Origin of the sequence: Cryobacterium sp. Hh11, from assembly GCF_004404045.1 — a bacterium.
Lineage (GTDB): Bacteria > Actinomycetota > Actinomycetes > Actinomycetales > Microbacteriaceae > Cryobacterium > Cryobacterium levicorallinum.
In genome coordinates this window covers 41204-55450 of record NZ_SOHF01000025.1, presented here as the reverse complement: position 1 = coordinate 55450, position 14247 = coordinate 41204, and the positions used below count along the sequence as shown (strand labels likewise).

Below are 14247 nucleotides of genomic sequence, written 5' to 3'. Positions count from 1 at the left end.
ACGACTTACCTCTATGATCCCGCCGACGCACTCCCACTCCGAATAAGCTTGAATGGACACCGTGGCTCGAAGCATCTATATCACCAGCGCAGAAGGCAATACCGGCAAGTCGACGATCGCTCTCGGCGTGCTCGACACACTGACCCACCTCGTGGAGCGGGTCGGTGTGTTCCGCCCGGTCGCCCGCACCGCGACCGAGCCCGACTACGTCGTCGAGCTTCTCCTCCGGCACCTGCAGGCGAACGCCGGCCCCGGCGCTGCCGCCGGACAAACCTACGAGCAGAGCATCGGTGTCAGTTACGACGACGTCAACACCGATCCAGACGCCGCCCTGGCCCGCATCGTTGCGCGGTATAAAGCGGTCGAGGCCAACTGCGACACGGTCGTCGTCATCGGCAGCGATTACACCGACGTCGGCAGCCCCACCGAACTCGCCTTCAACGCGCGTATCGCGGCCAACCTCGGCGCCCCCGTACTGCTCGTGCTCGGTGGCCGAGTCGGCCCGGGCGAGGGCGAACGCCTCGGCCAGAGCGACGCCCGCTCCGCCACGGATATCGCCCAGCAGACCGACGTGGCGCTGGCGGAATTGCGCGACGAGCACGCATCCGTTTTGGCGATCATTATCAATCGGGCCGACGAGAACGCGCTGCCGGCCATTATCGACGCGGTGCGGGCCACCACCAATGCCCAGCCGGCCCGGTCCGGCGGCGCTTTCGGGGTGCCGATCTGGGCCATTCCCGAAGACCCGTACCTCGTCGCACCGAGCATGCAGAGCATTATGGAGGCCACCGAGGGCACCCTGATCAAGGGTGACCCCGCCCTGCTGGCCCGTGAGGCGCTCGGCGTCGTCGTGGCCGCAATGTCGATGGTCAACGTGCTGCCGCGCCTGATTCAGGGCGCCGTCGTCGTTGTGCCGGGCGACCGCGAAGACGTTCTGCTGGCCGTGCTGCTGGCCAACGCCTCCGCAACCTTCCCGTCGATCGCCGGCATCGTGCTCAATGGCGGCTTCGAGTTGCCCGAGGCGATCCAACGGTTGATGGAAGGCCTCGCCCCCTCGCTTCCGATCATTAGAACCTCACTCGGCTCGTACGACACGACCATGCGCATAACGCGCGCCCGTGGACGCCTCGCCGCCGACTCCCAGCGCAAGCACGACACCGCGCTGGCGTTGTTCGAGACTCACGTCGACGCATCCGCTTTGCTGGACCGACTCGATGTGAGCCGCGCGGAGGTCGTCACGCCGCTCATGTTCGAGTACGCGCTGCTCGAACGCGCGCGCCAGAACCGTCAGCACATCGTGCTGCCCGAGGGTGAGGATGACCGCGTGCTGCGCGCCGCCGCGACCCTGCTGGCCCGCGACGTGGTCGAGCTGACCATCCTCGGTGAGGAATTCGAGGTGCGCTCGCGCGCGATCGGCCTCGGCCTCGACATTTCCAAGGCCCACGTCGTGAGCCCGTACGACGATCTGCTGCGAATCAAGTTCGCCCACGAATATATGCAGTTGCGAGCACATAAGGGAATTTCGCTCGACCAGGCCAATGAAACCGTCACCGATGTGAGCTATTTCGGCACGATGATGGTGCAGCTGGGCCTCGCCGACGGCATGGTGTCTGGCGCGACGCACACCACAGCGCACACCATTCGGCCGAGCTTCGAGATCATCAAGACCCAGGCCGGCGTCGGCGTGGTGTCGAGCGTGTTCCTCATGGCGCTCGCCGACCGCGTGCTGGTCTACGGCGACTGCGCCGTCATTCCGGTGCCGACGGCCGAGCAGCTGGCCGACATCGCCATCTCGGCCGCGGCGACGGCCGTGCAGTTCGGCATCGAGCCGCGCATCGCGATGCTGTCCTACTCCACCGGAACCTCCGGCGAGGGCGCCGACGTCGAAAAGGTGCGCTCCGCGACCGCCCTCGTGCGTGAGCGCCGGCCCGATCTGCTGGTCGAGGGTCCGATTCAATACGATGCAGCAGCGGATGCCGCGGTCGCGGCCACCAAGATGCCCGGTTCCAGCGTGGCTGGGCGCGCCACGGTGTTCATCTTTCCGGATCTCAACACCGGCAACAACACCTACAAGGCGGTGCAGCGAAGCGCGGGAGCCGTCGCGATCGGACCGGTGCTGCAGGGTCTGCGCAAGGCGATCAACGACCTGTCGCGCGGAGCCCTCGTGCAGGACATCGTGAACACCGTGGCGATCACCGCCATCCAGGCGGCCGGACTGACGGATGCCGCGGCCCTGGCGGCGGCAGTGGATGCGACGCCGGCTGGAGCCATCCGATGACCGCGGTTCTGGTCGTCAACTCGGGGTCGAGTTCCTTCAAATACCAGCTGATCGAGATGGACACCGAGACCACCCTCGCGAGTGGACTGGTCGAGCGTATCGGCGAGCTCATGGGGCACTCGTCGCATTCGGTGAGCGGTGTGGGTGGCGCCGAGAGCGCCAAGACCTGGCGTGAACTGCCCATTCCCGACCACACGGCCGGGTTCGCCGTCATGCTCGAGGCCTTCCATGCGCACGGCCCCTCGCTCGCCACCCATGCGCCGATCGCGGTCGGCCACCGGGTTGTACACGGAGGGGCTCGTTTTCACGAGCCGACCCTCGTCACACCGCAGGTGGAACGCGACATCGACGAGCTCTCCGGGCTCGCGCCGCTGCACAATCCGGGCGCGCTGCAGGGCATCGTGGCCGCTGAGATCGCCTTTCCCTCGGTGTCGCACGTGGCCATCTTTGACACGGCCTTTCACCAGACCCTCCCTCCCGAGGCGTTCACCTACGCGATCAACGTGGACCTGGCCGAGCGGTTCCGCATCCGTCGCTACGGGTTTCACGGCACGAGCCACAGCTTCGTCTCGCGGGCCGCCGCGGAATTCGTCGACCGTCCACTGGCCGACCTGAACCAGATTGTGCTGCACCTCGGCAACGGCGCATCGGTGTGTGCGGTGCGCGGCGGCCGATCGGTGGAGACGAGCATGGGCATGACCCCGCTCGAGGGACTCGTCATGGGCACCCGCTCGGGCGATATCGACCCGGGCGTGCTCTTTCACCTGCACCGCCGGGCCGGTCTCGACATGGACGAGCTCGACACCCTGCTGAACCGCGGCAGCGGGCTGCTCGGCCTCACCGGTCGCGGCGATATGCGCGACGTGATCGTGGCGGCGGAGTCCGGCGACGGTCCGTCCCAGCTCGCCATCGACGTCTACGTGCACCGGCTCAAGCACTATGTCGGCGCCTACTTCGCCCAGCTGGGGCGGGTCGACGTGATCACGTTCACGGCGGGAGTCGGCGAGAACGACCCGATGCTGCGAGCGCGCGCGGTCGGTGAACTCGAGGCGTTTGGAATCCGGATCGACCCGGAGCGCAATGCCGCTGCGAATCGAGGTGCGCGGCGCATCTCGGCCGATGACTCTGCGGTCACCGTGCTCGTCATCCCCACCAACGAGGAGCTGGAGATAGCCCGCCAGACCCTCGCCACGGTGCACTAGCTGCACTGAATCAGGTCACGATCAGCAGAAAGCAGAGAAATGTCACTGCGCTCAGGCCGATTTGACGCTGAACTGGACCTTAGCGCGCGCGATCTTCGCACTTAAGTATGCCCGGTCGCGCACGTCATCCGTGGGTGCGGGGGTCTTGACCTTCAGGTGGACGCCTGCGCGCGGCCGAGTGTCGGTTGCGGCAAGTACCATTAGAGCGTGGTTACCGCCCTGTATCGCCGCTATCGGCCAGAGACCTTTGCCGAGATGATCGGCCAGTCCCAAGTGACTGATCCGCTGATGACGGCGCTCCGCACCAACCGGGTGAATCACGCCTATCTATTCAGCGGCCCGCGCGGCTGTGGCAAGACCACGAGCGCGCGCATCCTGGCCCGCTGCCTGAACTGCGCCGAGGGCCCCACCGACACTCCGTGCGGCGTCTGCCCGAGCTGCGTTGAGCTCGCCCGCGACGGCGGCGGGTCGCTCGACGTCGTCGAAATCGACGCGGCCAGCCATAACGGTGTCGACGATGCTCGCGATATTCGTGAGCGCGCTATCTTCGCGCCGGCCCGCGACCGTTACAAGATCTTCATCCTCGACGAGGCGCACATGGTGACGCCGCAGGGCTTCAACGCGCTGCTGAAGATCGTCGAAGAGCCGCCGGAACACGTGAAATTCATCTTTGCGACCACCGAACCCGAAAAGGTGATCGGCACCATCCGTTCGCGCACCCATCACTATCCGTTCCGGCTGGTGCCGCCGGGTCCGATGCTCGAATACGTGCAGCAGATGTGTGACGTCGAGAAGATGGTCGTCGCTCCGGGCGTGCTGCCGCTGGTCGTGCGCGCCGGCGGAGGCTCGCCGCGCGACACCCTGTCACTGCTCGACCAGCTCATGGCCGGGGCCGACGGTCAGTCCATTGAGTACGAGCGCGCCGTCGCCTTGCTCGGATACACGAGCGCCTCGCTGCTCGACGAAGCCGTCGGCGCCATCGGAGCCCGCGATTCCGCCGCCGCCTTCGACGCCGTCGACCGGGTCATCCAGACCGGACAAGATCCGCGCCGGTTCGTCGAAGACCTTCTCGAGCGGATGCGAGACCTCATCATCGTCGCGGCCACCAGCGTCGCGGGAGCCGCAGCGGTGCTGCGCGGGGTGCCGCAAGACGAGCTGGAGCGCATGAGCGTGCAGGCATCCGCTTTCGGGCCAGCCGAACTCTCGCGCACCGCCGATATTCTCAACGCCGCCCTCACCGAGATGAGCGGGGCAACCTCGCCGCGCCTGCACCTCGAGCTGATGATCGCACGCACCCTGATTCCCGCGACCGATGACACGACCAGGGGCGCCCTCGCCCGGGTCGAGCGGCTCGAGCGTCGCATCGGGGTCGACGGGGTCGGTGCGTCGGCGCCCCGGTCGGCTAGTGGCGATCTCGGCAAGCTTGATCAGCGGGTGGGGGCCCCGGTCGCGCCCGCGGCGGCACCGCAAGCTGGCGGCGTCGCCGCTCCCGGTGCTCAGTCGCCCTCCGCGCCAGGCTCTGCAACACCTGCCGCCTCCGCTTCCGGCGCGACCTCGGCCGCGCGAGCAAACTCCGCGACGCCTCCTGCTCCGCTGGTCCAGCCTGTTGAAACCGCCATCCCGGGAACTCAGGGCGCCTCCGCGGCATCACCTTCCTCCGCGGGTCCCGCGTCATCTTCCGGTTCCGCCCCTTCTTCGAGCTCTACGCCGGGCTCCTCGTCTGCCACACCCTCTCCGCTGGTCGAAATCTCGACAGGCTCGATCCAAGGCCTGCCCAACGAGACCGCCATCCCGGGGGCGCAGACTGCCCGCCCGGCCGTTGTTCCGGGCGCGCCGGTCTCCCTGCAGCAGTTGAAAGACGCCTGGCCCGAAATTCTCGAGGCGGTGAAAACGGAAAAAACGACCGCGTGGCTCGTCGTCTACACCGCGCACGTGCTCAGCCTGAACGGTGACGTACTCGCGTTGTCGTTCCCGAGCGTTGCCGACGTTGACAGCTTCAAGCAGCAGAAGGTTCCAGGAATGGGAACGAGCGACTTCCTCCGCACCGCGATCGTCGCCGTGCTCGGCTTGCGCGTCAAGTTCATCGCCCGGGTCGATGCCGGCCGTGAAACGTCCTCGCCGAGCGCATCGTCCGGCGACTCGACGACCGTCGCCGCGGAGCCTGCGCCAGCGGTTTCCGCACCGACACCGCCGGCAACTTCTGTGCCGACAACTTCCGTGCCGGCAGCTTCTGTGCCGACAACTTCTGTGCCGACAACTTCCGTGCCGGCAACTTCTGTGCCGGCAGCTCTCGGAGCCGACTCTGTGTCGAGCGCATCACCTGGGTCGACTGAAAACGCGGCCGACACAGCAGAATCCGCGCTCACCGATCCAGCCTCGACCGGGGCCGCCCAAGTCCGGTCGTCTGCTTCCGCGCCTGCGACCTCTGCATCTGCGTCCGGGGCTCCCGCGCCGGCTACTCCTACCGCTGCGCTCGCCGGGCCTGCGGCGACTGCGGCACCCGCGACGGCGCCAGCTTCCACACCAGCAGGTGCCTCGGCCGTCGCCGCCTCGACCAGTGGGTGGGCCACCGTGGCGATTCCCGGCTCGCCCAACGGCCCGGCATTGCCTGCCGTCGTCGACGACACAACGGATGCCCCGGCACCCGCCAGTCCCGCGGTTCCGATATCAGACGTACCCGACGCGGCTTCGGTCTCGGCTTCCTCCTCGTCGTCAACTCCAGTCTCAGCGCCGTCTTCGCTCGCCGGCTCCGCGTCCCCGCGCCGGGACGAGCCGCCATTTGACGATGCGCCCCCGCCATTTGACGACGACGACGCGCCGCCCGAAATGGACGCGCCCGCGGAGGAACGCGTGCCCGACTACGGGGCCGACGCCGAGGCATCCGCTTCGCAGCTGAGCTCGGGGCAGCCAAGCAGTGCAGGGCAGCAGGATTCGCGTCGCTCAGGCCAGCAGAACGCGGCCCACGCTCCCGGCCAGCCGAACGGCCAGCGCAACGCTGGCCAGCCGAGCGATCAGCAAAACCGCGGCCAGCAGTCTGCGCCGGCGCAGCGTCAACACCCGAACGCATCCGGCCAGCGCGGAGCCGCGAAAGACCCGTCCCGCGCGCCGTCCTTCGCTGAGAAGCAGCGCTATGGTGAGGCCGTGGTACGCGAGATCCTGGGCGCGACCTTCATCGAAGAACAGCCGTACACCGCGGCGCCCCGAACCAGAAACGACCACTAAACCATGTATGAAGGCATCGTTCAAGAGCTGATCGACGAGCTCGGCCAGCTTCCCGGCATCGGACCGAAGTCGGCGCAGCGCATCGCGTTCCACATTCTGCAGACCGAGAAATTCGACGTGACCCGGCTCGCCAACGTGTTGCTCGAGGTGCGCGACAAGGTGCGGTTCTGCGACATTTGCGGCAACGTGTCCGAGCAGCCGACCTGCCTGATCTGCCGCGACCCGCGCCGCGACCCCACCTCGATCTGCGTGGTCGAAGAGGCCAAGGACGTCGTCGCGATCGAACGCACCCGCGAGTTCAAGGGCCTGTACCACGTGCTCGGCGGAGCGATCAGCCCGATCGACGGCATCGGCCCCGACGACTTGCGTATCCGCCAGCTGATGCAGCGCCTCGCCGACAACACCGTGCAGGAGGTCATTATCGCGACCGACCCGAACCTCGAGGGGGAGGCGACTGCCACCTACCTCTCGCGCCTGTTGACGACGCTCGAGATCAAGGTGACCCGTCTCGCCTCGGGCCTGCCCGTCGGCGGCGACCTCGAATACGCCGACGAGGTCACCCTCGGCCGCGCCTTCGAGGGCCGCCGCGAGGTCACCCACTAGCCACCCGCCACCCGCCGCACCTGCGGCCGCCCCGTGCGGTGTCGTAGTACTTCCCGGGCCCGGGCCCGGAAACCGGGCCCATGCTTGATCATGGGCCCGGTTCCCTATCCTGGGCCCGGCGTCCGTATTCGGACCGCGGTTCCCTAACATTGGGCCCGGCGTCCGTGTTCGGGCCCGTCGAGTGATTCGGTGCGGTGACTTCCCCGCGCGGTCTCGTCTTACTTTCCGGGCCCGGGCCCGGGAACTGGGCCCATGCTTGATCATGGGCCCAGTTCCCTATCCTGGGCCCGGCGTCCGGATGGCGCCCTCCCACGCCCCCGCCTGCACGCGCACTCCTGAGTGCCCGCCCTGCACGCGTGCCCCTGAATTCGCTGAACGCCGCCGCACAGTGTCACATGGCACCCACCCGTCAGCACCAGCATTTAGGATGGGAACTTGGACGCGGCCCGAACATCGGCCAGCGACACCCCCATCTCAGGAGTCACATGAGCTTGATCGTGCAGAAGTTCGGCGGATCGTCCGTCGCCGATGCCGAAAGTATCAAGCGGGTCGCCAAGCGCATCGTGGACACCCGCAAGGCCGGCAACGAGGTCGTCGTCGCCGTTTCGGCGATGGGAGACAGTACCGACGAGCTGCTCGACCTCGCCCATCAGGTCACTCCGTTGCCCGCCCCGCGCGAGCTCGACATGCTGCTCACCGCGGGCGAACGCATCTCCATGGCGCTGCTCGCGATGGCCATCAAGAGCCTCGGCTACGACGCCCGCTCCTTCACCGGCAGCCAGGCCGGCATGATCACCGACGCGAGCCACGGCTCGGCGCGCATCGTCGACGTCACGCCCGGACGCATCCGCGATGCCCTCGACGAGGGTGCCGTCGCGATCGTCGCCGGCTTCCAGGGCTTCAACCGCGACACCAAAGACATCACCACCCTCGGACGCGGCGGATCCGACACCACCGCCGTCGCACTGGCCGCCGCCCTCGGCGCCGACATTTGCGAAATTTACACGGATGTCGATGGCGTCTTCACAGCGGATCCGCGCGTCGTTCCCAAGGCTCGCAAACTCGAGCGCGTGACGAGCGAAGAAATGCTCGAACTCGCCGCCGCTGGAGCCAAAGTTTTGTATATTCGCGCTGTGGAATATGCTCGCCGCCATGGGGTCACGCTGCACGTGCGCTCATCCTTCAACAACAACACCGGCACCATCGTCTACAACGCCGCGACCGCGCGAGAAAATGGAGAAATTGTGGAAGAGCCCATCATCGCCGGAATCGCCGCCGACCTGAGCGAAGCGAAGGTCACCGTCGTCGGCGTTCCCGACATTCCCGGCAAGGCCGCCCTGATCTTCAAGATCGTCGCCAAGACCAACGCCAACGTCGACATGATCGTGCAGAACGTGTCGGCCGCGTCGACCGGACTTACCGACATTTCCTTCACCCTGCCCAAGTCGGAGGGCCAGCAGGTGCTCACGGCCCTGACCAACGAGCGTGAGCGCATCGGATTCGCTGGCCTGCAGTACGACGACCAGATCGCCAAGCTCGCCCTGGTCGGCGGCGGCATGCGCACCAACACCGGTGTCTCAGCGAAACTGTTCGAGGCACTCTACGAAGCCGGGATCAACATTGAGATGATCTCGACGAGCGAGATCCGCATTTCGGTCGTTACCCGCGCCGACACCATCAACGAAGCCCTCCGCGTGGTACACACCGCGTTCGGGCTCGACGGCGACGCCGAAGCCATCGTTCACGGCGGCTCCGGCCGCTAGCTCCGGCACACGCCACGCTGTGAGTTTCGCCTCCGGTTTCGGCCGAAATCGGACACAACTCACACCTCGGCGAGCGGATGCCCCGCCTCACCACCCCGTTCAGCCCCAGCCCGTTCATAACTCCTGCAAATTGTCATCATCGACTTTGACTGCCCTGTAATTGCGCGGGACTGAACCGGCGGGCGACGAAATTGCAGGAGTTATGCGCGAAGTGGGGGGAGAACCTCGCATCAACCACCAGCACCACCTCGTCACCCCACCTTTTGGGAGTTAATTCAGGGAATCGACCCGCAGCATCCGCTCTGGGTAGAAAATATCGGCAGGATCGCCGGTGTTTCCTGAATTAGCCACGGGAGACAGCCCCAACGACGTTAGGAAACACACGTGACCACCTCAGCCAGCACTTCTGGAATCAACATCGGCGTCGTCGGAGCCACCGGACAGGTGGGCGCCGTCGTGCGTCGTCTGCTGGAGGAGCGTGACTTTCCGGTGAAGAGCATCCGCTTCTTCGCGTCGGCACGCTCGGCCGGCACCACCCTCACCTTTCGGGGCGAGCCGATCACGGTCGAAGATGCCTCCGTCGCCGACCCGACCGGGCTCGACGTTGCTATCTTCTCGGCTGGGGCCACGCTCTCCAAGGCACAGGCTCCCCGCTTTGCGGCAGCCGGCGTGCTCGTCGTTGACAATTCTTCGGGCTGGCGGATGGACCCAGACGTTCCCCTCGTCGTCAGCGAGGTCAACCCCGAAGCCATCAAGCTCGCCGTCAAGGGCATCATCGCCAACCCGAACTGCACCACCATGGCTGCCATGCCCGTGCTCAAGGTACTGCACGACGAGGCCGGGCTCAAGCGCCTGATCGTGAGCACCTACCAGGCGGTCTCCGGCAGCGGCCTGGCCGGAGCGTTCGAACTCGCCAGCCAGGTGCGCGTCGCCGCGCAAGACGAGAACCTGTTCCAGCTCGTGCACGACGGCAGCGCCGTAGCCCTGCCCGAGCCCACCATCTACGCCCGGCCGATCGCGTTCGATGTGATTCCGCTGGCCGGCAGCATCGTCGACGACGGCCAGTTTGAAACCGACGAAGAGAAGAAGCTGCGCAACGAGAGCCGTAAGATCCTCGGTTTGCCCCAGCTCCTCGTCTCTGGAACCTGCGTGCGCGTACCCGTTTTCACCGGCCACTCGCTCTCGATCAACGTCGAGTTCGCGAAGCCGATCAGCGTCGCCCGCGCCGAGGAACTGCTCAAGACCGCGCCCGGCGTCGAACTGACCGACATCCCCACCCCGCTGCAGGCAGCAGGGCAGGATGCGAGCTTCGTCGGCCGAATCCGTCAGGACGAAGGCGTAGCGGATGGCCGTGGCCTGGCCCTCTTCATCAGCAACGACAACCTGCGCAAGGGTGCGGCGCTGAACGCCGTGCAGATCGCCGAGCTCATCGCTGCCGACCGCCTCGTGCCCCAAGCCTGACCCGCGAGCGCGCCGAGACGTTCCGGGCCCGGAGCGGGGGCCCAGTCTAGAAACTGGGCCTAGGTTCACAGGGTGGGCCCGGTCCGATACGGCCTAGTACGGCCTAGTACCGGCGCCGCGAGCCCACACAATCACCCGCACCAATACCCCCGATCCGGCCCTCCTCCGGGGGTAAGTTGCGTTGGCTTTGACTGCGTGAGCCGAAGAAAGATTTGGGGCGTGCTGCAGCGCGTCTCCTTCGGAGTATTCGGCATCCTGGGCCTCGTCTTTTTTCCCCTGGCCGTCGCCGGGGTACTCGAAGATCTGGGCAGCAGAATTGGGCCGGCGCTCACGGCCTCGACCAACTGGTCCCAGGTCGGCCTGCCCACACCGGGAGAAGGTCGCAGCGCTATCCAAACTGCCGTCGGTACCCTGCTGGGAAGCTTCGTTTTGGCCCTCGTCGTTATCGTGCCGCGCACCATGTGGGACATGCGTCGCCGCATCAACGCGTTCGTGCTCGGCAGCAACATTCTCAGCGCCACCCGCCGACTCGATTCAGCGGCCGAAGTGGCCGAGGCCCTCTTCCATGCCACGGCCAGTGCGGTCGGTGTGGTGACCCGCACGGAGCGGAGGTCGGGTCAGGGGCATCCGCTTGCAGCGATACACTCGACAGTGTGAATTCTCAGGGAACTGTCGACGTTGTCCTCATTGGTGGCGGCATCATGAGTGCCACCCTCGGAACGCTCCTCAAGGAGCTGCAGCCCAACTGGCGCATCGAGGTGTACGAGCGCCTCGGTGAACTGGCCCAGGAGAGCTCGAACCCGTGGAACAACGCCGGCACCGGGCATGCCGGGCTGTGCGAACTCAACTACATGCCGCAGGCTGCAGACGGTTCGGTCACCGCCGACAAGGCCGTTGTGATCAACGAGCAGTTCCAGATCAGCCGGCAATTGTGGGCGCACCTCGTTTCTATTGGTGCCCTGCCGGAGCCTGAAAAGTTCATCAATTCCACGCCGCACATGACCTTCGTGCACGGCAAAGCCAATGTGGAGTACTTGCGCAAGCGGCACGCCGTACTTGTCACCGAACCGCTGTTTGCCGGCATGGAGTTCAGCGACAACGTCGAAAAGATCGGCACCTGGACCCCGCTGCTCACCCGCAAGCGTCCGGCTGGCCAGAAGATCGCCGCCACGCGCATCGCGAGCGGCACCGACGTCGACTTCGGCGCCCTCACCCGGTTCATGTTCAACAACCTCGAGAAGCAGGGGGTCAACATGCACATGAACGAGCAGGTCGTCGGCCTCCAGCACAAAGCGGATGGCTCGTGGAATCTCAAACTGCTGCGTCAGGTCGGGCAGACCCGCAGCACCATCAACGCGCGGTTCGTCTTCGTCGGCGCCGGCGGTGGCGCGCTCGCGCTGCTGCAGCAGAGCGGAATCCCTGAAATTCAGGGGTTCGGAGGCTTTCCGATCAGCGGCCAGTTTCTGCGCACGACCAACCCCAAGCTCGTCGCCCAGCACCAGGCCAAGGTGTACGGCAAGGCGGCCAAGGGTGCCCCGCCCATGTCGGTGCCGCACCTCGACACCCGCGTGGTCGATGGCGAAAAGTCGCTGCTGTTTGGCCCGTACGCTGGATTCAGCCCGAAGTTCCTGAAAACCAGCACCTGGTTCGACCTGCCGTTCTCCATTCGCACGCACAACCTCGGGCCGATGCTCGCGGTCGCGCGTCACAACTTCGACCTGATGAAATACCTGATCGGCGAGGTGTTCGCCTCGCGCAACGCCAAGCTGAACGCCCTGCGTGAGTTCATTCCCGCCGCAGATTCAAAGGACTGGGAGCTCATCACGGCCGGCCAGCGCGTGCAGGTCATGAAGAAGGATCCCAAGCTTGGGGGAGTGCTGCAGTTCGGCACCGAGGTCATCACGTCTTCTGACGGCTCGATCGCCGGACTGCTCGGCGCCTCGCCGGGAGCCTCCACTGCCGCGCCGATCATGGTGGACCTGCTGGCCCGCTGCTTCCCCGACCGCATTGAGGGCTGGAAGCCGCGCATCCGCCAGATGATTCCGAGCTACGGCACCCGCTTGTCCGACGACCCCGCAGCCGCCGCCGCGTCCCTCGCCGCCACCGCCGAGGTGCTGCACCTTAGTAACTAGGCCTCTCACGCGAAAGCGCAAAAAGTGCCCGATTGAACCCTTCAATCGGGCACTTTTTGCGCTCTCGCGGCCTGGTAGATGGGCGTTTGTGACAGTCACGTAGGAGGGGGCCGTCAACCCCGTCAACCCCGTCAACCCCGTCAACCCCGTCAACCCCGTCAACCCCGTCAACCCCGTCAACCCCGTCAACCCCGTCAACCCCGTCAACCCCGTCAACCCCGTCAACCCCGTCAACCCCGTCAACCCCGTGAAGGAGTGAGGGGGGCTACCTGACGGTCCCAAAGCGGCCCGGAGGCGGCAAGTGAACCCGAACAATGGCGTTTCGGATTCGGAGAATCTGCGCATATCGCAACTCGGCATCCTCCTGCTCTCATCCACCGAATGGCTGGTTCGAGATCCCTCACTACCGGACGGCGACCCGGCCGCCCTGATGGGAATCATCGAACAAATCGGGGGTGCCTGCGGAGTGACCAAGCTCGGCGTGCTCAACACGCGCTGGGTCTATTCCTCGTTTGACCGCGCCCAAGCCAGCTTTCTGGTGCCGGGTGCGCCCGAGCCTCCCGCCACATTTGGGCCGACCGAGCCTGTGAGCTCACGCGTCACCGTCTAGCGCGCCCGTCGCCGAGTCGGTCGCTCTAATTGATCCGGGCGTCCGGTCCGGCAGGCGACCGGGCGTCCGGTCCGGTACGCTGCCAGGTGCCCAACCACGAGCCTGGCCCCATATCGAGGACGGCTCTGGGACTAATCACCAGCGCGGGCGCCCGGGAGGCCACCCGGCCGGACACCCCCACCGGGACTCCAGCCGGGGCGTGGGCGTCGTGACGGATTTACCGGTCGTGGCCGTCGGCATCCGGGGTCGGATTTGCCTTGCGCTCCTCCTTCTTAATGGATGCCTCGGCCTGGTCGAGCAGACCGCTCACCTTGGTCTGGGCGACGGTGGCGGCGTCGCGCGCGATGCCTTCGGCCTGCGAGATGACCTTCTGGGTGCCGGGGTCGCCCCACATTTGGCGGGCCTTCGCGGCGATGCGGTCGTAGGCCTGGCGGCCGGCCTTGGATCCGAGTACGAAGCCGGTCGCGGTGCCAGCGAGAAACAGAAACTTGCCCTTCATGGGGACTCCTAGGGATTAGGCGGTTGGTTCGGCGAGGTTGGGGTCTTCTCCATCGAGATCGTGGCCGACCAGATCGGGGTTCGATGGGTTGTCGGCGGGGTCGATATCGTCGAGGTTCGGTTCGTTGTCGGCGTTGTCCTGGTCGTCTTCGCTGTCGCTGTCGCTGTCGCTGTCGCTGTCAGGATCGGTGTCGCTGTCGGGCTCGACCGGGCTGGCTGTGGCGGCTTCTCCGGCCGTTGAGCCGTCATCGCTCGGTGCGGGGCCGTCGGGACCGGTCTCGGCGCTGGCGACCGGAACGGCCGCTTCGGTGCTTTCATCAGCCGAGCCGGCATGTTCCTGGGCCGGGCCGTCGGGTCCGTCAGGTCCAACGAGCTGGTCGGGGTTTGTGGGACTATTGGGCGGCTCAGGAATGTCCAGGGGCGGTTCTTCAACGGGGTCAGAGTCGTGGGTCACGGGCGTACCTTTCTTATAGACAGC

11 protein-coding genes are annotated in these 14247 nt (G+C 66.3%); 9 read left to right on the top strand and 2 right to left on the bottom strand.

The features are described from left to right. Positions 1-61 precede the first annotated feature (61 nt). The 9 genes from pta to E3T46_RS18230 all read left to right on the top strand — a co-directional run bounded on the left by pta (position 62) and on the right by E3T46_RS18230 (position 13271). Complete coding sequence (gene pta / locus E3T46_RS11370) at positions 62-2278, top strand: phosphate acetyltransferase (RefSeq protein ID WP_134578644.1); 2217 nt, start codon at positions 62-64, stop codon at positions 2276-2278. After that, on the top strand, positions 2275-3480 hold the full coding sequence (locus E3T46_RS11365; RefSeq protein WP_134578643.1) for an acetate kinase: 1206 nt from the start codon (positions 2275-2277) through the stop codon (positions 3478-3480). Before pta ends, E3T46_RS11365 begins: the two co-directional genes overlap by 4 nt. Before the next feature lie 207 nt (positions 3481-3687). Beyond that, positions 3688-6702 carry a DNA polymerase III subunit gamma and tau gene (locus tag E3T46_RS11360; protein WP_241980664.1) on the top strand — a complete coding sequence of 1005 codons (3015 nt, stop codon included), beginning with the start codon at positions 3688-3690 and terminating at the stop codon, positions 6700-6702. A 3-nt stretch (positions 6703-6705) separates the two neighbouring features. Then, positions 6706-7305, top strand: coding sequence for a recombination mediator RecR (recR, locus tag E3T46_RS11355; protein ID WP_134442948.1), 600 nt, complete (start codon positions 6706-6708; stop codon positions 7303-7305). A gap of 485 nt (positions 7306-7790) precedes the next feature. Next, positions 7791-9068, top strand: coding sequence for an aspartate kinase (locus E3T46_RS11350; RefSeq protein ID WP_134578642.1), 1278 nt, complete (start codon positions 7791-7793; stop codon positions 9066-9068). 384 nt (positions 9069-9452) lie between these two features. After that, positions 9453-10529, top strand: a complete 1077-nt coding sequence (locus E3T46_RS11345; RefSeq protein WP_134578641.1) for an aspartate-semialdehyde dehydrogenase — start codon at positions 9453-9455, stop codon at positions 10527-10529. A 195-nt stretch (positions 10530-10724) separates the two neighbouring features. Then, positions 10725-11186 carry a hypothetical protein gene (locus E3T46_RS18495; protein WP_241980662.1) on the top strand — a complete coding sequence of 154 codons (462 nt, stop codon included), beginning with the start codon at positions 10725-10727 and terminating at the stop codon, positions 11184-11186. Further along, positions 11183-12661 (top strand): malate:quinone oxidoreductase, encoded by a 1479-nt coding sequence (locus E3T46_RS11340; RefSeq protein ID WP_241980660.1) that lies wholly within the window; start codon positions 11183-11185, stop codon positions 12659-12661. Before E3T46_RS18495 ends, E3T46_RS11340 begins: the two co-directional genes overlap by 4 nt. Before the next feature lie 301 nt (positions 12662-12962). Continuing rightward, positions 12963-13271, top strand: coding sequence for a hypothetical protein (locus E3T46_RS18230; protein ID WP_134578639.1), 309 nt, complete (start codon positions 12963-12965; stop codon positions 13269-13271). A 217-nt stretch (positions 13272-13488) separates the two neighbouring features. Here E3T46_RS18230 and E3T46_RS11330 read toward each other — a convergent pair whose 3' ends face one another. Both E3T46_RS11330 and E3T46_RS11325 read right to left on the bottom strand, forming a co-directional pair. Beyond that, entirely contained in the window at positions 13489-13770 is a 282-nt protein-coding gene (locus tag E3T46_RS11330) for a hypothetical protein (RefSeq protein WP_134578638.1), read from the bottom strand. A gap of 15 nt (positions 13771-13785) precedes the next feature. Next, positions 13786-14223, bottom strand: coding sequence for a hypothetical protein (locus E3T46_RS11325; RefSeq protein WP_134578637.1), 438 nt, complete (start codon positions 14221-14223; stop codon positions 13786-13788). Between the last annotated feature and the right edge of the window lie 24 nt (positions 14224-14247).